This window comes from Pedobacter sp. Bi126 (assembly GCF_918698245.1).
Lineage (GTDB): Bacteria > Bacteroidota > Bacteroidia > Sphingobacteriales > Sphingobacteriaceae > Pedobacter.
Window position 1 is genome coordinate 715,028 of sequence record NZ_CAKKMS010000004.1, and the last position, 21,619, is coordinate 736,646.

Here is a 21,619-nt window from a genome sequence, read left to right on the forward strand (position 1 = left end):
AAATAACTTAAATTGTTCGCCCGCTATAAAAATTTAATATTGGCGGTTTCCTAATTAGTTACAAATGAATTCAATAAATCTAAATATAACTTTTGAACAATACGAAAGTATTACAGAATTAACAGAGGCAGACAGAACGCTTTGCGAACTTGCAGCAGAGGCTTTAAATACTTCATATTCTCCTTATTCTAAATTCAGGGTTGGTACAGCAATCCGTTTGGCCTCTGGCGAAACGATATTAGGCAGCAACCAGGAAAATTTAGCCTACCCATCTGGACTTTGTGCAGAGCGTGTTGCCCTTTTTACCATTGGTGCTACCTATCCAAACGCAGTTATTGAAAGTATGGCTATTACTGCCCAAACTGATAATTTTGAGATTTTAAAGCCCGTTACTTCTTGCGGGGGCTGTTTGCAGGTGATGGCAGAGTTTGAGCGCAAGCAAAATACGCCGATTGAAGTGATTTTTTACTGTTTGAACGGAGAAGTATTAAAAGTTCCGAGCGTGAAGAGTTTACTGCCTTTTGCTTTTGTAGAGGATCGGTTGGAAAGATAGGCGGGGGAGGCATCTCTCGACAGGTCGTCTTTGCGAGAAGGCTTTTTCAGCCGACGAAGCAATCTTAATGCGGTCGCTAATAGCGATAGTTGTAAGATTGCTTTCCCGAACATTCGGGATTCCTCCTCGCAATGACGAATTTCTATTAGAATGTAATTCTCCCTTCCTTCGCCCAACCTCGGACCTCCGACTTTTATGCTTATATTTGGTTTTTTAACCATAATGAAGCAACTCTACACCCTCGTTTTCTCCCTTTTAATTTCTTTTGGCGCAAATGCGCAGGCCGTCCTTAAAAATAATGCGGTTTATAAAATAGTTTACTTTCGCTCCGCTGATGGAAAGCCAAAGGAAGACCGTAATCCAACTGTGGTAATGGCTTCAGCAAGCCAGAATTTAATTAGCAATGCTGCTATTCTCGATCGTAAAGCAAAGTATCCTTACGAACAAAGCATTGTTGCGAAACCTGCACAAATTTTATTTCAGGTTGCCGATTTAGGTGTAGATAAGCAGATTTCAACTGCCGATAGCCTTGCCATTGGCAAGCAAACTTTTGAGTTGAGCAACGAAACCAAAGTGATTTTGGGTTATACCTGCAAAAAGGCCACCACGGTAGTTAATTCGAATAGAATTGAGCTGTGGTACACTACTGAAGCAGGTATTAAAGCGGCACCAACCAATTTGGGCCAGAACCTTGGTTTGGTTTTAGAGCAGGTGCGTAACGGCGGTAGCTTTGTAACGGCTACAAAAATTGAAGAAGTTAAAAATTCGAAATTGATCGATCTGCAAAAAATAAGTGCTAAGCTTACCGATGCATTAACGTACAAAGATTTGCTTTGGAAAAGCAGGTTTACCACATTAAGTGTTTTTAATAACGAAACGATCAATTTTATAGATAAACCACAATCGAACGATTCTGTATTCCGCTTTGCGGGAGGGACCGTGATTGCCAGGAAAGTTAAATTTCCTGAGCTTCAGTCCAACCCCAATGTTTTTATCGATTTAACCGAACAATCGAACGGCGATGCCTATGATAGAACAGGATCTGTATTTATCATCCCAACCGATAAACAGATCAGTTTAATGGATGCACTTAAAAATTCTGTTAAAGACCTGCCGGTTTACGACAATGGTAATGGAAAGAAATACCAGGGTGTTGTGGCTACAGCAAATTATAATCCTGTTATAGAATTGATGCGCTTTTTTACCCCTTTCGGTGTGGGTAAATACAATACTTTAAAATTAAAGGATAAAAATTGGGCGGAGAAAGTTTATTACAGGCAGGATGTTTCAGAGTTGTTTCCGCTCATAAATGGAAAAGAAGTTTGGATAGCTGTTTTTGTTGGTAACTATGATAAGGGCGGCCATAAAGTTTCTTTAAATATAACACTGCATACTGGAGGAAGACAAAAAGAAGCCAAAGAAGTGATTTTGCCTTTATTTAATTCGACCAACGTAATGGAAATGGCTGGACAAGAATATGCAACCATGTTTAGCAGTGATAAGGGTTTGGAAGTCTCTTTTACCTTAGCAAAAGACCTAAAAGATGCAAAACTGCGATACATTACAACCGGGCACGGTGGTTGGGGAAATGGCGATGAGTTTGTGCCACGGAAAAACACCATCTGGCTGGATGAAAAAGAAACATTCGCTTTTACACCATGGCGCCAGGATTGCGGTTCATACCGATTATTGAATCCTGCCTCTGGAAATTTTGAAACGGGTCTTTCCTCGTCAGATTTAAGCCGTTCTAACTGGTGTCCAGGCACAGTTACCAATCCCGAATGGATAAGTTTGGGTGATTTAAAAGCCGGTGCACATACCATAAAAGTAACCATCCCAATGGGTAAACCAGAAGGCTCGAGCTCAAGCGCATGGAATGTTTCGGGTGTGTTGTTGGGGGTTGAATAATTAATCAATCTGTCATCCTGAACGCAGTGAAGGATCTTTTTCTTTCCTCTTTTACCATATAAGATTATATAAGGGAATATAAGCTCGGTTGACCCTATAATGGTTTTTTTATTTTTAATTTCAAATAGCGTCTATGGTTTGATTCTATACACCTTGCAACCCTAAATAGCACCACAAAACTATTTTTCTGAACCGGATTGAAGAGGAGATCCTTTTTTGCTGCCTTGGGCCGAGCTGGAGGGCAAAAAAGATCGCATCGGAAAGCCGGAGGAAACATTAAACAAAACCTACGGAACCCTGCTTTCCAAATCAACACAAATAAATTTAGATTTCGGCAGGTGAGACACCTGCCGATAGGATGAAATTGTTTAATTTGAATTTAAAGATCTCTCCGCTACGGTCGAGATGGCGAAATATACTCCGTGATTTCCGTGCCTCCGTGGCCAATACATAAATCGTCAGGTCATTAAAAACAAATTTCCCATCTCGAAATGTGAATAACCTCTCTTCATTCTATGGAATCATTTTTATTATATTTACGGCTGCCAATTTTTGTAAATAAATGAGTGAAGAATTAGATCAAAACGTAAACGAAGAGCACAAACATACCATAACCCCAATCAACGGTTTATACGAAAACTGGTTTCTCGATTATGCGTCTTATGTAATTCTCGATAGGGCAGTTCCGCACATCAACGATGGGCTAAAGCCTGTTCAACGGCGTATTATGCACTCGCTTAAGGAGATGGATGATGGACGTTTTAATAAGGCGGCGAATGTAATCGGTAACACCATGAAATATCACCCGCACGGTGATGCATCTATTGGCGATGCGATGGTGCAGATCGGTCAAAAAGATTTATTGATTGATATGCAGGGTAACTGGGGCGATCCGATTACTGGCGATAGTGCTGCGGCACCACGTTATATCGAGGCACGTTTATCAAAATTTGCCAACGATGTGGTGTTTAACCCTGATACGACCGAGTGGCAGTTAAGTTATGACGGGCGTAATAACGAGCCAATAACTTTACCGGTTAAATTCCCTTTGTTATTGGCACAAGGTGCTGAGGGGATTGCCGTGGGTTTGGCTACCAAGGTAATGCCGCACAATTTTATCGAATTGCTGGATGCCTCGATAGAAGCGCTGAAAGGTGTGCGGCCGAATATATTGCCCGATTTCTTTACGGGCGGTATGGCCGATTTCTCGAATTATAATGAAGGGCAGCGTGGAGGTAAAATCCGCGTGCGCGCAAAAATAACCGAGAAGGATAAAAAGACTTTAGTGATTACCGAAGTCCCGTTCAGTACCACAACGGGCTCTGTTATTGATAGTATTTTATCGGCCAATGATAAAGGCAAAATCAAGATTAAAAAGATTGAGGATAATACCGCGGCTAATGTAGAAATTGTAGTGCACCTGGCACCAGGTATTTCGCCTGATGTAACCATTGACGCACTATATGCTTTTACCGCTTGTGAGGTGTCTATTTCGCCAAATACCTGTATTATTCAAGGGGATAAGCCACTCTTTTTGAGTGTAAACGATATCCTGATTGAAAATACAAAACACACTAAAAATTTATTAAAAAGAGAGTTGGAGATCCGCTTGCACGAGTTGCAGGAAAAGATTTTCTTTAGTTCTTTACTTAAAATATTTATTCAGGAGGGGATGTACAAAAATCCTGAATATGAAAACTCAACCAATTTTGATACCGTAGTTGAGGTATTACACATTTTATTTGATCCGTTTAAGCCATCGCTTTACCGCGAAATTTTACCTGAGGATTTTAAGAAGCTGATTGATAAGCCAATGAGTAGCATCACTCGTTTTGATGTGAAAAAGGCCGATGAGCAGATGAAAAATCTGGAAGATGAAATTAAAGTGGTTAAAAATCATTTAAAACACCTTACCGATTATGCCATTGCCTGGTACCAGAAACTGAAAGATAAATACGGAAAAGGAAGAGAACGTAAAACCGAAATCCGTTTGTTCGATCGCGTAGAAGCTTCAAAAGTTGCATTGGCGAATGTGAAACTGTACATGAATGCAGAAGATGGTTTTATTGGGACAGGATCAGGATTAAGGAAAGATAAACATGTTGCCGATTGTTCGGATATTGATGAGGTAATTGTTTTCCGTGAGGATGGTAAATGCATCATCACCAAAGTTGCCGAAAAAACCTTCGTGGGTAAAAATATTATACACGCACAGGTATTTAAGAAAAACGATGAGCGCACCATTTACAATATGGTTTATAAAGACGGTGCAAGTGGTACTTCCTATATTAAAAGGTTTGCCGTAGTTGGCGTAACACGTGATAAAGAATACGATTTAACCAAGGGATCGAAAGGCTCGAAGGTTTTATATTTTACCGCCAACCCTAATGGTGAGGCTGAAGTAGTGAATGTTGCATTAAAACCGCATTCTAAATTGCGCAAGCTTCAGTTCGATCAGGATTTTGCAGAAGTGGCCATTAAAGGACGTGGCTCACAGGGGAATATCATTTCTAAATATCCGGTTAAGAAAATCATTCTGAAGAGCAAAGGAGTTTCTACTTTATCAGGACTAAAAATCTGGTACGATGATTTATTAAAACGCTTAAATGTTGATGGTCGCGGAAAATACCTGGGCGAATTTGATGGCGACGACCGCATTTTACAGGTACACAAGGATGGCTTCTATGAGTTAAGTTCTTTCGAATTGAGTAACCACTTTGATGATGGCCTGATCTTGATCCAGAAGTTTGATCCGGAAAAGATTTTTGCCGCGGTCCATTTTGAAGGTAAAGCACAAAATTATTTTATTAAACGTTTTGCATTCGAACTGCAAGCTAATGGTAGGAAAACCATTTTCATTAGTGAGGAGCAGAAATCAAGGTTGCTGTTCCTTACATCAAATCCGGGAGCAAAAATTATTGTTGATGTTTTAAAGGGTAAAACCCAAATTCCGGAAACATTGGATTTAACCTTAGCAGAACTGATTGACGTTAAAGGACTAAAAGCAAATGGCAATAGACTGTCACCCCACGATGTTCAAAAAGTAGTATTAGAAGAGCCTGAGATAGAAATTGAGGCGGTTGAGGAAGCAACAATTGACGAGGAAGAGGGTGCTGAAGAAGCACTAGATGAGGTGGTTACAAACGAAAAAGCAATTGCGAACGAGGAAACCGTAACAGAACCAGAAGTGCCGGAAGAGGTAATAGACAAACCTGTTGTAGCGCAGCCAAAACCAAAATTCGAACGCAAAGAAGAACCTCAAGAAGTGCCTGTGGTTAAGCCAGAAAAACCAGAGGTAAAAGAAAAACCTGTTACTGTAGAAAAGCCATTAGTAGAAAAGTCTAAGCCAGAAGCCGAACCTGTTAAAAAAGAAGTTAAAACCGGAGATAAACCCGAAGCAGAAGAAAAACCTGCCAAAAAGATAGATTTCGAGATCACTAATCCTGACGATATCGATATTGATGACAAAGGACAGTTAGGGTTGTTCTAAATAGATTTGAGAGTTGTCAACTTTAATGGCCTGGTAGCAAGAAAGTTGACAACTCTTCACATTTCAATCAAAACATTTCATTTTTAAACCTATATTTGCCTTGCTCAAAGGGGTGCTTTTGATGTTGCAATGTCTGTTGCCATCAATTTGCTGAGATTATACCCATTTAGAGGTTTAAGCCAAAAGGTTCAAGGTATAGGGTTTAACCTTACACCCTATACCTCAAACCTTACACCTTCTAATGAACCTGATGCGGGTAATGCCGCCGTAGGAAGAGGTTAAAATTTACAAAACTGTTTCGCCCCGAAAACGGTATCTAATTATTTTACCGGCCAGAAGGCAAATTATTGTAAATGAATTTTCAAGATTGGTTTAGGCTTTTTCAGGAGCAGATTTTACACACCTCATTAATCGAATGGTTGGCTGTGGGTTTTGGGGTATCTGAAGTTTTATTGGCGAAGAAGAATAGTATCTGGCTTTATCCAACAGGAATAATTTCGATCCTGTTATCGATGTTTCTACTCTTAAATGTAAAGCTGTATGCAGAAACCTTGCTGAGCATTTATTATTTGGTGATGAGCGTTTACGGATGGATAATCTGGAAGAAAAGAAAACAGGAGGGAGAAAATCAGGTTTCATGGTCGAGCAATAAAGAATTAACCATTGCTGTTTTAATTTCTGTGATTGGTTTCGGTGTCCTTTACCTTGTATTGAGGCATTATACCGATTCGGATGTGCCAGTTTTTGATGCCTTTGTATCTTCAACGGCATGGGCAGGTATGTGGCTGTTGGCCAAGCGTAAAATAGAAAACTGGATATTCCTGAACATTTCTAATATTGTGGCCATTCCGTTGCTGTTTCATAAAAAGCTTCCACTTATGGCCTGTTTAACTACGTTTTTGTTCACTGTAGCCATATTTGGGTTTTTAGACTGGAAGAAGATCATTGACAAAAGCAGACTCAAACTGGCTTAGTTGCTTTCCTACACAAAGTAAAAAATAATCATGCAAGAAACATTAACCATCACCTGGCAGGAAAAAGTAAAAGCTTATGCAGCAATTTCTGAAGAAATGGGAAAACTTCATCCCGAAATTTTAGAACTTGCCTATCAGGAAAACTGGTTTAAGCTTTTTGTACCCGAAATTTATGGCGGACCAAACAAAAAACTTCCTGAAATTTTAAGATTGGAAGAAGAATTGGCTGAAGCTGATGGAAGTTTAGGTTGGACCATTACACTTTGCGCCGGTGCAGGCTGGTTTGCCGGGTTTCTAAATCCTGAACTGGCTGCAGAGATTTTTGCTGATCGTGAAGTTTGTTTTGCCGGGAGTGGTGCCGTTGGTGGGGTGGCCATTAAAACGCAAAGTGGATATCTGCTTAATGGAAAATGGAGCTATGCCAGTGGGGCATTGCACGCCACTATATTTACAGCCAACTGCACGCTTAAAAACGAAAATGGTGATGATATTTTAGATGAAAATGGAGAACCTGAAATAAAATCATTTATCCTTAAAAAGGAGGAAGTAAATATTTTACCCGGATGGTCTTACTTTGGTTTAATTGCAACGGGCAGTCATGCTTTTGAAGTCTGTGATTTAAACGTCGACGAAAATAGGACCTTTAAAATTAACCAGCATATCGAAGTGGCAGATTCTGGCTTTGATTATCCCTTTTTACAGCTCGCAGAAACCACGTTAACAGTAAATAGTTTAGGGATGACCAATCATTTTATTAAACTGGTAGAGCAATCTTTTTATTCACGTTCTGGATTGGGGAGATATAATGAAGCGCAAATTTTGTTTTTCAACAACGAACTTAACCGTTGTAAAGAAGAAGTACTAAATCTTCGTACAAAATTCTACCATGCGTTTGAGGAGTCCTGGAATCAATTAATGGATGATGGCGAAATTGATGAGGATACCTTAATGGAGGTGAGTTCAATCAGTCGTAAATTGGCCCATGCCTGTTGGAAATCGGCAGCTACATTATTCCCATACTGTGGCTTGGAGGCTGCAAAAAAGGAATCAGAAATTAATAGGGTTTGGAGAGATATTCATACAGCGAGCCAACACGCTTTACTTACTTTCGAAATTTAATTATTCCAAAAGCGCTGGTTTAATTTTATCTTTAAAATCAGTAGCAAACTTATTAAGTTTAGGTTGTATCACAAATGCACAATAAGGTTTCCCCTGATTATTGTTAAAATAGTTTTGATGATAATCTTCAGCTTCATAAAATTCGGCTATAGGAGAAACTTCTGTCGCAATGGGCTTATCGAAAATATGTTGTTGGGTTAAATCTTCGATCATTTTCTCCGTCTGTTTTTTCTGATCTTCATTTTCATAAAAAACCACCGAGCGGTATTGCGTGCCAACATCATTACCCTGTCTATTTAAAGTTGTTGGATTATGGGTTTTAAAGAATACCAATAAAAGCTCATTGAACGAAATAACACTTTCATCGAATGAGATTCTAATTACTTCTGCGTGTCCGGTATCGCCGTTACAAATTTCCATATAGGTAGGATGCTTTAAATCTCCCCCCATATAGCCTGATGTAACCTGGCTTACTCCATTTAACGTCTGAAAAACGGCTTCGGTGCACCAAAAGCAGCCGCCGCCAAATGTTGCTGTTTGCATATCCTACGTATATAAAATCTATTCCAATTTTTAGATCAATCAAAAAAAGACATTTTTTTGATATTAAAGATTGGTCGGACACCGATTATTCCTATAAGTTTTAAGGAGATGCTGTTAGACAGCGCTTTAGGGTAAATACTTCAATGTCCTTAGGATTAGGTAGTCTTAATTAACAGCAGATAAAAAAGGATGCACACAGATATAGAATCTTTGTGTATCTGTGATTAAAAAACTTAACTAAATGGAATTGATAAATACATCACAAAATGTATCCTATATAGCATGAAAACAAAAAAGCCTGTAATCGTAATTACAGGCTTCTACTTTTATTGATATTGAATATATATCGGTTTTGGTGTAAGCTTTAACAGCTCTTCTGGAGTCATCAAACGCTTCGGATCTTTCTTTAGATCATTTTTGTAAAACAATTTAAAGCCGGTAAACTGTACAGGTTCGCCTTGTATAAAATGGCGGTAGGTGCCTTTTTTTAATTCAGGCTCGCCCCATCCATCCATATGCATTACAACCTGCACTTCTGGACGTAATTTGATACTCGGAGAATTGGTTACCATCTTCTTCGTAAAACGGTGCAATACAAATACTTTTGGAGGTAAATTGTGTTTTTTAACAATATCTGCTAAATATCCGGTTACATAATTAATATCGGCAGCATCATAGGTGCCTATCTTTTTGCCTGGCAATGTTCCGTCTTTCATTGAAAATTCAGGGTCGATACCTAAATGAACGTATGGCAATTCCAGGTATTTTGCGATGTGAGGTAACTCTGCTTTTATGGTACTTAAAGCTACCTGAAGATCTAAAAATACAATGGTATTGGGTTGCATTTTGGCAATTTTCAAAACAGAATCAATCTGTTTATTGCCCATTCTGTTGATGTATTTTCCATCTTTCCCCGGTGTTCCACTTGCTACTGCAGCAATATAGTGTAATCCTGGTTGTACAGGGGTAGAGGGATCAGCCTTTTCCCAATGTTTAACCTCAGCATTTAAACGTTTCCACATTTCTTTAGGCGCATATTCGCCAAGCGCACCCATTTTTTTCGAATGCAGGTTTCCATAATAAACAACTATGCGTTTAAAAGGTAAAATGGCTCCCGCCAAAGGATATGGTTGTTTTTTTACTGGCCATCTTCCGGTAGTATCTCCGTTTGCCAGTTTTTTTACCAACGAATCGTAAAGCTTTGGATCAACCGGTTTCATTACGTTTACCGTCGAGTCCGTTTTCTTTTTAGTTGAATCAGAAGAGAAGATTTTACCGATACCGCCACTGCTCTTACCGTCTGAATTACAGTTGGCAAATAAGCTGATTGCGGCAAAACCAAGTATTAGTGTGCCTGCTAATTGAGGAAATTTCATAGATATTATATAGATAATTAAAGTTTAGACAGTTTCCGAATCTGTTTTGATGAAAGTAGGGTGGAAATCTCGTAGTTTAAAATAAAGTAATCAACATTTACACATTACAGAATTTGCCAAAAACCCCCAATGGCAATTTAATGCCCGAAGTAGCCTGTAGAAAAAGTTCTCCAGTTTCGAGGTTTTTAACTGATGGGAATGAGGTACGGATAAGGTTTTCTACAATTACCGACGAAAACCCTAATGAATAAGTATTTAGGATTAAGAAGTGTTCTTTTTCATCCAGCAGCTGTACCACATCCTGCATCATTTCCTGGATATGATCTTCCAATTTCCATTTTTCGCCATTAGGGCCATGGCCGTAAGCAGGAGGATCTAAAATGATTCCGTTGTATTTTTTGCCTCTTTTTAATTCTTTTTTTACAAACTTTAAGGCATCCTCTACCATCCAACGGGTATCCTTCAAGCCTGAAAGCTCCTGGTTTTCGTTTGCCCAGGTAACTACCTGTTTAATCGAATCTACGTGCGTAGTTTCAGCACCTGCTGCATTGGCAATTAGTGATGCCGCACCGGTGTAGGCGAAAAGATTTAAAACTTTAGGCTGTGGCGTTTTAAATTTTTTAATAGACGAAGAGATGAAATCCCAGTTTACTGCCTGCTCGGGGAATACGCCCACGTGTTTAAAAGAAGTTAAACCTAAGCGGAGTTTAATGGCCACTTCATCATTTTTATATTCTACATGCCAACGATCGGGAATAGATTGATTTTTCTTTACCCATTCGCCAGAAGTAGCTGAACGGCCTCTGAAAGTAATGTTGGCTGTTTTTTTCCAATCTTGCTCTGAATATGTTTTTTTCCATACCGCCTGAGGTTCAGGACGGATAAGGGTTACATTTCCAAAACGTTCTAATTTTTCAAAATCCCCGCAATCAATCAGTTCATAATCTTTCCAGTGGGTTGGGGCAAGTAATTGTATCATGTATTTAAAATAACTTTAAATTTGGGTAATTTATAATGTATTGATCGTCAGTGATCAAAGTGAGCTTGTCTGCTAATGCCTGTGCAATAATCAATCTGTCAAATGGGTCTCTGTGGATCAACGGTAACGCTAAATACTCGTCAAGATGTTGTTTTTGGATATTCAATACTGATATACTGAAATTGCTTATTACCTCATACATCTCTTCTAGGTTTCTGGTAACAATCAGTTTTCCTATGTTAAGCTTTATAATGATTTCCCATAAACTGGCAATGCTTATAAATTTTTCATTTTCAGAATCAATAATGCTGTTTATTGTTGACTGATCAAGATTATGATCTTCATTAATTAATGAAATGAAAATATGCGTATCGAGTAAAAGACGCATTACATATAATCTTTTAAATCGTCTATTGGATCATTAAAATCTTTAGGGATGATAAATAAACCTTTTGCAGCGCCATATAAGCTTTTTGGTTCTTCAACAACATTTGCTTTTTCACTTGCTGATTTAGGAAAGCTCTTCGAATGTTTAGCTTTTAAAAAATCAATAAAATCTTCTACCTCATTTACCATGCTTTCTGGTAAGGTTTCCAATTTGTGAATGATATTTTTTGTAGCCGTTGTCATAACTAAACAAATATAAGAATTTTCTTAAAACTTATCTTTTGCTGCCTTCATGAAGCGGCTGGCAAATACGAAATCGTTCAATTCTTGGATATCAGTATGGGCAATTTCTTTGTTGCTGCCTTCCCAGAATTTTTTTCCTTCGTGTAAGAACAAAATATAATCGCCAATACCCATAACTGAGTTCATATCGTGTGTTACTACAATAGTAGTGGTTTTGTATTCTTCGGTAATTTCCTGAATCAATTCATCAATTACAATGGAAGTTTTTGGATCTAAACCTGAGTTCGGCTCATCACAGAATAAATACTTAGGGTTCATAGAAATGGCACGTGCAATACCTACACGTTTTTTCATTCCTCCCGATAATTCTGCCGGGAATAATTTGTTTTTACCTGCAAGGTTTACCCTTTCCAAACAAAAATCAACTCTTTCAAGCTTTTCTTTTCTGCTCTGATCAGTAAACATGTTTAAGGGAAACATGATGTTTTCTTCAACAGTCATACTATCGAACAGGGCAGAGCCTTGAAACAACATGCCAATTTCTTTACGCACCTCAATCCGCTGCTCGTAGGTCATCGGTGTAAAATCGCGGCCATCGTACAATACCGAACCTGAATCTGGCTGATGCAAACCAACCATGCATTTCAATAAAGTTGTTTTTCCTGATCCGGAACCACCGATAATTAAATTGGTTACACCTTCTTCAAACTTTCCAGAAATGCCTTGTAATACATCATTTCCGGAGAAAGATTTATAAATATCTTTAATTTCGATCATTACAATAAAAGTTGAGTAACTAAATAATCGCAAACAAGAATAGAGATACAGCTAATTACAACTGCTCTTGTACTGGCCTGCGAAACTTCTAAAGCACCACCACGAACGTAAAAACCTTCGTAAGCTGGAACTGATGTAATAATGAAACCAAATACAAATGCCTTTACCAAAGCAACTGTGATGGTGTAAGGATTAAAATCAGTTGTTATACCTTGAATATATTCTGCAGGAGTAACAGCACCCGAAATAGAACCGCCAATATATCCACCGGTAATACTTAAAAACATAGAAATGATTACCAGCATGGGTACCATGGTTATGCCCGAAATAATTTTAGGAAGGATGAGGTAGCCAGGTGCATTTATACCCATAATTTCTAAAGCGTCAATCTGTTCAGTAACACGCATCGAACCAATTTCTGATGAAATGGCCGATCCGATTTTTCCTGCCAGTACAATTGCACTAATGGTTGGGCTTAACTCTAATATACTCGAGTCGCGGTTTACAGAACCGATAATTGTTTTTGGAATAAAATCACTAACCAGCTGGAAAGCAATTTGTAGCGTCATTACTGCACCAATAAAAGTAGAGATGATAGCGATTAAACCTAAAGAGCCTACACCAACATAATCCATTTGTTTGGCGATTTCTTTTAGGTATATTTTCAGTTTTTCCGGCCTTCTGAATACAGACTTGAGTAGCAGGATGTATCTGCCGAAATTGGTAAAATTCATTCCGTATATATTTGCTTAATTTAAATGATCGTTCTATACTACTACAAAGAAACAATAAAAATTTGGAGCACTTTGCTAATTGTAAAAATATTCGTGGTTTTGAATATAAATATGGTTTTTTGTTAACAAAAATTAAACCATAAATAAATGAAAGCTGTAATAACCGGAGCAACTAAAGGAATTGGTAGAGCTATTGCGACTAAATTAGCCCAAAATGGGTACGATTTAGTTTTGGTAGCAAGGGGTTTAGATGAACTCGACAGGCTTCGACAGGAATTAACTCCTTATGGGAATGCTATTTTTATCCAGGTAGCAGATTGTTCAGTTAAAGAAGAGGTGTATGCTTTTTTAAATTCGACTGCTATAAATCTTGATCAAGTAGATGTTTTAGTAAATAATGTGGGGATCTTTTTGCCTGGCAGCATGCTCGATGAGGATGACGAAACCTTCGAAAAACAGCAGCACATAAATACAAATGCCTGTTATTACATCAGTAAATTTTTTGGAAAAAAAATGCGTTCAGCCAAGCGAGGCCATATATTCAACATCTGTTCGGTGGCCAGTAAAGCACCTGTGAAAAATGGAGGCAGTTATAGTGTAACAAAAGCAGCGATGTTAAGTCTTAATCATGTATTGCGGCAAGAGTTAGCGCCTCACAATGTTAAAGTAACTGCATTTTTGCCGGGCTCTACTAAAACTTCATCCTGGGAAGGAACAACAATTCCGGATGAAAAATTTGTACAGCCTGAAGATATTGCAGAAACTTTGTTTACCATTTTAAACTTAAGTAAAGGGGTAAATGTAGACGAGGTTTTGATTACTCCGCTTGATTTTTAAACACAAAATGAACAACGTTATGGAAAAGAAGCTTTTTAGAAACGAACACGATAAGATGATTGCTGGTGTAGCTTCGGGACTTGCAGATTATATGCAGGTGGAGGTTACCATAATTAGATTATTGTTTGCATTATCGGCTATATTTATGGCTGGGGGTGGCTTAGTTGCCTATATAATAATGTGGATTATTGTTCCGGTTAATAATGATCCGGCAGCAAGATTTTCTAAATTTAACGATTACTTTGGCAAGCAAAACCCAAATGCACAACCCTTTGGGACTGCCGATCCTTTTGCGGGATCTGCGAACCAGGGAAACCAGAATTGGACACAACCTGTTGATGGTGGACAAAAAACACCTTTCGAAACACAGCCGAATTTCGACAAATTCAATAAATCTAACGATACTGGCCGCACCATAGGCGGATTGGTATTGCTAGTGATAGGATGTTTTTTCCTGATGCGCGAAATGGATTTTATACCCGACTGGTTTAGTATCCACAATTTATTCAAGTACATGTGGCCATTGATATTTATTGCCTTAGGTGTAAGTATCATTGCTAAATCAAAAAGGAAGAATGACTGGGCTGCTTTTCAGAACCAACAGGAGGCTGAACAACAAAAAACAGCTGATTTTTCTGAAACCATTGTAGAAAATGAACCTACAGCACCAGTTAACAAAGATGACAATTCAACATCCGCTAACCCTCAAGTATAAATAAAATGAAATTAGATAGATTAATTTGGGGTATTATCCTGCTTTTTATTGGCGGTGTACTTCTACTCGAAAACTTTGGTGTAATCAACTTTTATTGGCGCAACGTTTGGAGCTTTTGGCCAGTGTTCTTAATTATAGCAGGTTTAAATATCCTGTTCAATAAAAACAACTCGCAAACTGGCAGTATCATTTCTATTGGCGTTTTAGTAGTGGCTTTGTCGTTCCTTTTTTACAAAGGACAGCAAGTGCCCGAGCGTGGTAACTGGTGGGGACACCATTTCAAAAAAGATATCGATGTTAATATCGACCATAATGATGGCGACAACGACGATGATGATAACGATAGTGATACCTCATATAATCACTTAAGTTTATCTGAGCCATTTGTAGCTGCAGATAATGCCAAAAAAACAGTACTAAATATTTCCGGAGGTGGCATTTCATTTAATCTCGATGGTGAAACAACCGAGTTGATTAATGCCGACATAAAGAAAAGACATGGTAACTTCTCTTTAAAGAAGTTGCTTACCGATAGCGCCACCGTACTTACTTTCCAAATGGATGATAAAAAGAGTAAATGGAATTTTGGTGATGGTGGTAACGATGTTAACTTTAAATTGAATAAAGAAGCCAACTGGGATATTTTAATGAAACTGGGCGCTGGCGAAGCAAACTTTGATTTTGCCAATTACAAAGTGCGTACCTTCCGCTTTGATGGTGGAGCAGCAGCTTTGGATATTAAATTCGGAGATTTATTGCCAATAACCGACGTAATTGTGAAATCTGGCGTGGCCGATGTTAAAATTAAGGTGCCAACTAATTCAGGCTGCCGAATTAAAACCAAAACAGGTTTATCAGCTAAAGATTTCGATGGTTTTGAGAAATTGAGCGATGGTGTTTACGAAACGTCAAACTATAAAACCTCAACCAAAAAAATCTTTATTAATTTAGATGGCGGATTGAGTAACTTTGAAGTAAGCAGATATTAATAAGGCAGAAGGTTTTAAGGTGGAGGGTGTAAGGCTTTAGTCGGTCTAACTTTTATAAAACACTGATCTTGAAATCTTATAATCCAATGAATCCTGATAAAGAATATATAGTTGTAATTAATGGAAAGCCACAAGGGCCGTATAGTTTAACCGGACTGAAAGATTTAAACATCAGTGCGAATACTTTTATACGTAAACCCGGAATGGACGATTATAAAGAAGCTCACGCAATTCCCGAATTGCGTGAGCTTTTGGGTTTTAGTTATCAAAAAACAGCACCCCAATATTTTGCCGCTTTCGATCAAAGGCTGTTGGCATCAGTGATTGATCATTTTATTATTTTTGGAATATATAGCATCATTATTTTAACGAGCTATATTTTTATCGAAGGCAAAGACCAGCGGATTATGGCTTTTCTAATCCCATTTCCATCCATATTTATCATTAAGCTCATTTATGGCAGTATTGCCGAGGCATCTAAAAGTCAGGCTACCATTGGTAAAAAGCTGCTCAATATCAAAGTAACCGATTTAGAAGGTAGCCGGGTTTCTTTTGGTATTTCCCTGGTGAGGAATTTTTCTAAAATCTTATCTGTAATTCCTGTTTTCTTTGGCTATTTATACAGTTTCCTCAATAAGAAAAACCAGTGTTGGCACGATATTGCAGCCAATACGTTGGTGATAAAGGATAGGTTGATATAAGTTAGAAAAGCAAAGTCAATACAACTATTTTTGTTACTCGGGCTGTACGCTATATCTTTGACTTTCCTTAGACTAAGCTCAGGCTTACAGCCAAAGGATGCCGCTGCCATCCCGTTTATGAAACTTGGGTCTGTGCAATGATGCCAAACCCACTTACCGCTAAAAAATAAACCAATTTCAATTTCTGCTTTCAGTTAAAAGATGTTAAATAAGAATTAAGCTATTATTCTATTGATTAGTTTTAGTAAAATTAATCTAACATGCTACGTATCCTTCTCACCACATTTTTTGTTTTTTATCAACTTATATCTTTTTGCCAAACCTCATCAGACTCATTAAAATATGCAAAGGATGAGTATAATTTAGGTTTTGAAAAGTTAAAACCAGGAACAAAACTTCTGGAGGGGTGGAGTTTAGGTACTTCGGGTAGCGGCTACAAAGTCGCAATAGATTCTACTGAAAAACATGATGGCAAATACGCGTTGTTAATTGCAAAAGTTGATGAAAAAATAAAATCGGCTTATGATTTTTCAAAGCTTATTCTTCCGGCGAAATATGAGGGGAGCGAAATCGAAATTAAATTCTATATGAAATTAGAAAACGTAGATAAGTATGTAGATTTTCCTTTCTGGATTGAAGACGAGGACAATGGCATGCTACAATATACGAATTTATTGACCACCAAAATTAAAGGCACAAAAGAATGGCAGCTATACCGCCTGAAATTATCGCTTCATAAAGAGGCCTCAAAAATTTACCTTTTTCCAGCGCTTTACGGCACAGGTAAGCTATGGGTTGATGATATTCAAATATTGATTGATGGTGTAGATATCAGTCAGGCAAAAATTAAAACAGATTATAATCCCAATGGTCCACAACTAATTAATTATGGAAACAATACAGCGGCATCAGGTAAAGTGAAAGTAAAGGATGCCGAATTGTATTATGAAACCTATGGAAGAGGCGAACCCCTGTTATTATTGCATGGAAACAGCCAATCGATCAGCGTTTTTAAAAAACAGATTAAAGCATTCTCAAAAATTTATAAGGTTATTGCTGTAGATACCCGTGGACAAGGGAAAAGTACCGATTCTAGTACTCAGCCACTTTCATATGACCTCTACGCTGAGGATATGAAAACATTACTTGACTCTTTACATATCCGAAAAACCAATATTTTAGGTTGGAGCGACGGCGGAAATACGGGGTTGATCATGGCGGCTAAATATCCTACATATATAAAGAAACTCGCGGTTACCGGAGCATGTACAAACCCAAATGAAGCAGTTTCGGCCAGTACTTTAGAAGAGGTTAGCAAAGCAATTGAAAGTTTGAAAACCAGACAAGATGTTAAATCTAAGTATCAGGTTAGGTTATTTACCATGTTGCTTACCGAACCGCATATTACTGCTTTTGACCTGAAGAAGATTAAAGCACCAGTTTTGGTAATGGCAGGTGAGAAGGATATGATTTTAGAGAAGCACACTAAATTTATTGCGGCTAATATCTCTAAATCACAACTGTTTATTTTTAAGGGCGCTTCGCATTATGTGCCTGTAGAAATGGTTTCCGAATTTAATACCAAGGTACTTTTGTTTTTGGATGAATAAAAAACAATTAAGCTATTCGCCTTTCCCTAGCTTTATCTTTTACAACATTCCAACATTAAAACATTCCAACAATCCTTATCTTTGCAAACAGATGGAAAATATATTGGCAAAACATGATCTGGCAGGCGGATATTGCAACAGTTTAACAACTTATTCGAGGTATTTAACCCGAGAAGTTAACATAGGTGATATTGCTTTAGGCGGGCACAATCCAATCCGGATTCAATCGATGACCACTACCGATACCATGGATACATTGGGTACTGTAGCGCAGACGATCCGTATGGTAGAATCTGGTTGCGAATATGTTCGTATTACCGCACCGAGCATTAAAGAAGCCGAAAATCTGGCCAATATTAAAAAAGAACTACGTTTCCGAGGTTATAATGTGCCATTAATTGCCGATATCCATTTTACGCCTAATGCTGCCGAAATGGCTGCACGTATTGTAGAAAAAGTAAGGGTTAACCCAGGCAATTACGCAGATAAAAAGAAATTCGAAAATCTAGAATATACACAGGATGCTTACAATGCAGAGTTAAGCCGGATTTACAAAAAGTTTATTCCTTTAGTTAAAATCTGTAAAGAGTACGGCACCGCCATGCGTATCGGCACTAATCATGGATCACTGTCCGACAGGATTATGAGTCATTACGGCGATACTCCCCGTGGAATGGTTGAATCGGCCATGGAGTTTATCCGCATGTGCGAAGACCAGAATTATTATAACCTGGTGATCTCAATGAAAGCCAGTAATACCCAGGTGATGGTTCAGGCTTACCGTTTGCTGGTAGAAACTATGGCTAAAGAAGGGATGAATTATCCTTTGCATTTAGGCGTTACCGAAGCAGGTGATGGAGAAGATGGCCGCATTAAATCAGCCGTTGGTATTGGAACCTTATTAGAAGATGGTTTGGGCGATACCATTCGTGTTTCCTTAACCGAAGACCCTGAATTTGAAGCACCGGTTGCTAAAGCCCTGGCAGACCGTTATGCTTTAAGGAGTCCGAAGTTTGAAGTCGGAAGTCTCGAGTCGATTACATTACGCTCTACGCCCCACGCCCTACGCTCAACTTACAATCCCTACGAGTACAATCGCCGTATTACCACTACTGTACAGCATATTGGTGGTCATCACCATCCGGTAGTGATGATCGACGTTTCGAAAGAAAACTTAAAAGATCCTTACTTTTTAAGTTCAATTGGTTATAACTACAGTGCAGGTTTAGATAAATATAATCTGGCCGATCAGGCTTGCGATTTAGCCTTTTTAGGTGATAATTTGCCATCGTTCTCTTTCCCTGGGAATTTAAAGCAAATTTACAATTACAAAACCTGGTTAAAGCTTAAAAATAAAAACAACTGTCATCCTTTATATACGCTTACTGAATATGTTTCTGCGGATGTTAAAGATGAATTTTTGAATTTCGTACAGATTAATTCAAAACAATTTAGCAATACAACAATTGCACAATTGGATAACACCGTTGTTCTAATCCTCGAAACCGATGCAACACACGGAATGGCCGAGCAAAGGGCATTTTTTGTTGCTTTGCAGGAGAAAAATATTCAGACCCCTGTAATTATTAAGAGAACTTATCAGGATGCTGACGCAGATCATCTAATGCTTTATGCTGCAACCGATATTGGCGCTTTATTTACGGATGGCTTTGGAGATGGGGTATGGATTGATGCAGAAGGTCAAAATCTTTCGTTGATTAATTCTACCAGTTTTGGGATTTTACAGGCTACACGCACACGCATCAGTAAAACAGAATATATATCTTGCCCAAGCTGTGGCAGAACACTTTTCGATTTACAAGAAACCACGCAGTTGATCCGTTCACGCACCGACCATTTAAAAGGAATAAAAATCGGTATCATGGGCTGTATTGTTAATGGGCCAGGCGAAATGGCCGATGCAGATTACGGTTATGTGGGCACCGGGCCAGATAAAATTACCCTGTACCGTGGCAAAGAAGTGGTAAAGAAAAATGTAACTACTGCCTATGCGCTTGATGAACTGATCGACATCATTAAAGATGATGGCAACTGGGTAGAGAAGGTTTAATAATTAATACTGTGCACCGTGGTTTGTGTCCCCACAAACCACTATACTGTCATTCTGAGCGCAGCGAAGAATCTATATGCTGGTGCACAGAATTACAAACTACTGCGCCATTATCAATACCAGCATAGTTTTAACAGCAACAATATGCTCACAGCAGATTCTTCATTGCATTCAGAATGACAAAGGCTAGAGCACCATTTAATTTTCTAACCAATAAATCCTAAATTGCCTTAATGAACATCCCGGAGTTTCAACCCCTGTTTAACGAACTTAGAAACTGGCTTGCTGGCAAAGGCCTTGCTGATGGCGAACTCGTTTATTCTTACTTTTTTATTGGGCTGCTTGGCGTTATTCTATTTCTGTTCATCACCATATTTTTAACCCGACAGCTTTTTATTGGTGTGGTAAAAAGTGCAAAAACAAAGTCAGACTGGCAAAAAGCTTTATTCGAATTTAGGGTTTTCAGGGCATTTGCTTTAATATTTGGGGCCTATATCATCTATAATGTTGTTCCTTATCTTTTTATCGATTTTAAAAACGGGTTATTTTATGCGTTAATATTCGCTAAAATCTACATGGTTTTAGCTGTGATGTTTGCTGTAAATGCATTTCTGAATGCTTTGGTATCCATCATGGAATCATCAAAGAAATATGCCGATAAACCCATTAGAAGTTATAAACAGGTAGCCAAAATTGTATTTTATATTGTTGGTTTTGTGCTCATCCTGTCCATTATTCTTGGCGAATCACCGCTGTATGTTTTCGGTGGTTTTGGCGCAGTTACCGCTGTTTTTATTTTGGTTTTCAGAGATCCGATTTTAGGTTTTGTAGCTTCTGTACAAATGAGCGCCATTGACCTGGTTAGGGTAGGCGATTGGATTACCGTAGAGAAATATGGTGCAGATGGTGAAGTAACTGAAATAAATTTAACAACCATTAAAGTGCGTAATTGGGATAAAACGGTAACCATTGTGCCGAGTTATGCCATTGTTAGTGAGTCGTTTAAGAACTGGCGTGCGATGGAAGAAAGTGAGGGGCGAAGGATTAAACGCCACATAAATATCAAGATTTCAAGTATTAAATTCTGCGATGAAGAGCTGATTGGAAGGTTGCAGAGCATCGATTTTTTGAAAGATTACCTTAAAGAAACGCAGGCTTTTATAGAGAGGTATAATGCCGAAAATACAGTAAATCCCAATAATCTGGTTAACGGCCGCCACATGACCAATATTGGCACTTTTAGGGTTTATGCAGAGAAATACCTGGAGAGTAACCCTTATATCAATACCGATTTAACGTTTATGGTGCGCCAGTTACAGGCTACAGAAAACGGATTGCCGATCGAAATTTATGTTTTCTCGAAAGAAAAAGGCTTAAAACGTTTTGAAGAAGTTGCCGCAGATATTTTTGATCATTTGTTGGCAGCAGTACCATACTTCGACCTCGAAATTTTCCAAAGCCCTAGTGGCAGCGATATGCGAAATTTTGTAAGGAGAGGGGATGATTAGATAATTAGGGTTTGATGGCAATCAATTTAGGTGGTCGTCACCCTGGATTTATTTATACATGTTTCCTGCAATATAGACCCTGAAATAAATTCAGGGTGACGACCG

19 protein-coding genes are annotated in these 21,619 nt (G+C 38.4%); 12 read left to right on the forward strand and 7 right to left on the reverse strand.

What is annotated here, in order from left to right:
- The first annotated feature begins 64 nt into the window (after positions 1-64).
- From LQ201_RS17870 to LQ201_RS17890, 5 genes are all read left to right on the forward strand, one after another.
- Complete coding sequence (locus LQ201_RS17870) at positions 65-553, forward strand: cytidine deaminase (protein ID WP_230144752.1); 489 nt, start codon at positions 65-67, stop codon at positions 551-553.
- A gap of 222 nt (positions 554-775) precedes the next feature.
- Positions 776-2,461: a PNGase F N-terminal domain-containing protein gene (locus tag LQ201_RS17875; protein WP_230144753.1), complete on the forward strand. Its 1,686-nt coding sequence runs from the start codon at positions 776-778 to the stop codon at positions 2,459-2,461.
- Positions 2,462-3,023: 562 nt separating this feature from the next.
- On the forward strand, positions 3,024-5,951 hold the full coding sequence (locus LQ201_RS17880) for a DNA gyrase/topoisomerase IV subunit A (protein ID WP_230144754.1): 2,928 nt from the start codon (positions 3,024-3,026) through the stop codon (positions 5,949-5,951).
- A 353-nt stretch (positions 5,952-6,304) separates the two neighbouring features.
- On the forward strand, positions 6,305-6,925 hold the full coding sequence (pnuC, locus tag LQ201_RS17885; protein ID WP_230144755.1) for a nicotinamide riboside transporter PnuC: 621 nt from the start codon (positions 6,305-6,307) through the stop codon (positions 6,923-6,925).
- A gap of 30 nt (positions 6,926-6,955) precedes the next feature.
- Positions 6,956-8,044 (forward strand): acyl-CoA dehydrogenase, encoded by a 1,089-nt coding sequence (locus LQ201_RS17890; protein ID WP_230144756.1) that lies wholly within the window; start codon positions 6,956-6,958, stop codon positions 8,042-8,044.
- On the opposite strand, the gene msrA is transcribed toward LQ201_RS17890, so the two are convergent.
- The 7 genes from msrA to LQ201_RS17925 form a co-directional block, all read right to left on the reverse strand.
- Entirely contained in the window at positions 8,045-8,587 is a 543-nt protein-coding gene (gene msrA, locus LQ201_RS17895) for a peptide-methionine (S)-S-oxide reductase MsrA (RefSeq protein WP_230144757.1), read from the reverse strand.
- 326 nt (positions 8,588-8,913) lie between these two features.
- A complete protein-coding gene (locus LQ201_RS17900; RefSeq protein WP_230144758.1) occupies positions 8,914-9,963 on the reverse strand; it encodes a hypothetical protein in 1,050 nt (349 codons plus the stop codon).
- 97 nt (positions 9,964-10,060) lie between these two features.
- Entirely contained in the window at positions 10,061-10,942 is an 882-nt protein-coding gene (locus tag LQ201_RS17905; protein ID WP_193420498.1) for a class I SAM-dependent methyltransferase, read from the reverse strand.
- A 4-nt stretch (positions 10,943-10,946) separates the two neighbouring features.
- Entirely contained in the window at positions 10,947-11,330 is a 384-nt protein-coding gene (locus LQ201_RS17910) for a type II toxin-antitoxin system VapC family toxin (protein WP_230144759.1), read from the reverse strand.
- Positions 11,330-11,572: a DUF2281 domain-containing protein gene (locus LQ201_RS17915; RefSeq protein WP_230144760.1), complete on the reverse strand. Its 243-nt coding sequence runs from the start codon at positions 11,570-11,572 to the stop codon at positions 11,330-11,332. Before LQ201_RS17915 ends, LQ201_RS17910 begins: the two co-directional genes overlap by 1 nt.
- Before the next feature lie 24 nt (positions 11,573-11,596).
- Positions 11,597-12,349, reverse strand: coding sequence for an ABC transporter ATP-binding protein (locus LQ201_RS17920; protein WP_057932020.1), 753 nt, complete (start codon positions 12,347-12,349; stop codon positions 11,597-11,599).
- A complete protein-coding gene (locus tag LQ201_RS17925; protein WP_057932019.1) occupies positions 12,349-13,083 on the reverse strand; it encodes an ABC transporter permease in 735 nt (244 codons plus the stop codon). The genes LQ201_RS17920 and LQ201_RS17925 overlap by 1 nt, the downstream gene beginning before the upstream one ends.
- A gap of 147 nt (positions 13,084-13,230) precedes the next feature.
- Between LQ201_RS17925 and LQ201_RS17930 the strand changes: the two genes are divergently transcribed.
- The 7 genes from LQ201_RS17930 to LQ201_RS17960 all read left to right on the forward strand — a co-directional run bounded on the left by LQ201_RS17930 (position 13,231) and on the right by LQ201_RS17960 (position 21,514).
- Positions 13,231-13,920 (forward strand): SDR family oxidoreductase, encoded by a 690-nt coding sequence (locus tag LQ201_RS17930; protein WP_230144761.1) that lies wholly within the window; start codon positions 13,231-13,233, stop codon positions 13,918-13,920.
- 19 nt (positions 13,921-13,939) lie between these two features.
- Positions 13,940-14,635: a PspC domain-containing protein gene (locus LQ201_RS17935; protein ID WP_230144762.1), complete on the forward strand. Its 696-nt coding sequence runs from the start codon at positions 13,940-13,942 to the stop codon at positions 14,633-14,635.
- 5 nt (positions 14,636-14,640) lie between these two features.
- Positions 14,641-15,624: a LiaI-LiaF-like domain-containing protein gene (locus LQ201_RS17940; RefSeq protein ID WP_230144763.1), complete on the forward strand. Its 984-nt coding sequence runs from the start codon at positions 14,641-14,643 to the stop codon at positions 15,622-15,624.
- 68 nt (positions 15,625-15,692) lie between these two features.
- Complete coding sequence (locus LQ201_RS17945) at positions 15,693-16,325, forward strand: RDD family protein (RefSeq protein WP_230146659.1); 633 nt, start codon at positions 15,693-15,695, stop codon at positions 16,323-16,325.
- 260 nt (positions 16,326-16,585) lie between these two features.
- Positions 16,586-17,935 carry an alpha/beta fold hydrolase gene (locus tag LQ201_RS17950; protein ID WP_230144765.1) on the forward strand — a complete coding sequence of 450 codons (1,350 nt, stop codon included), beginning with the start codon at positions 16,586-16,588 and terminating at the stop codon, positions 17,933-17,935.
- Between the two features lie 91 nt (positions 17,936-18,026).
- Positions 18,027-20,006 (forward strand): (E)-4-hydroxy-3-methylbut-2-enyl-diphosphate synthase, encoded by a 1,980-nt coding sequence (gene ispG / locus LQ201_RS17955; RefSeq protein ID WP_230144816.1) that lies wholly within the window; start codon positions 18,027-18,029, stop codon positions 20,004-20,006.
- 233 nt (positions 20,007-20,239) lie between these two features.
- Positions 20,240-21,514: a mechanosensitive ion channel family protein gene (locus tag LQ201_RS17960; RefSeq protein WP_230144766.1), complete on the forward strand. Its 1,275-nt coding sequence runs from the start codon at positions 20,240-20,242 to the stop codon at positions 21,512-21,514.
- The last annotated feature ends 105 nt before the right edge of the window (positions 21,515-21,619 follow it).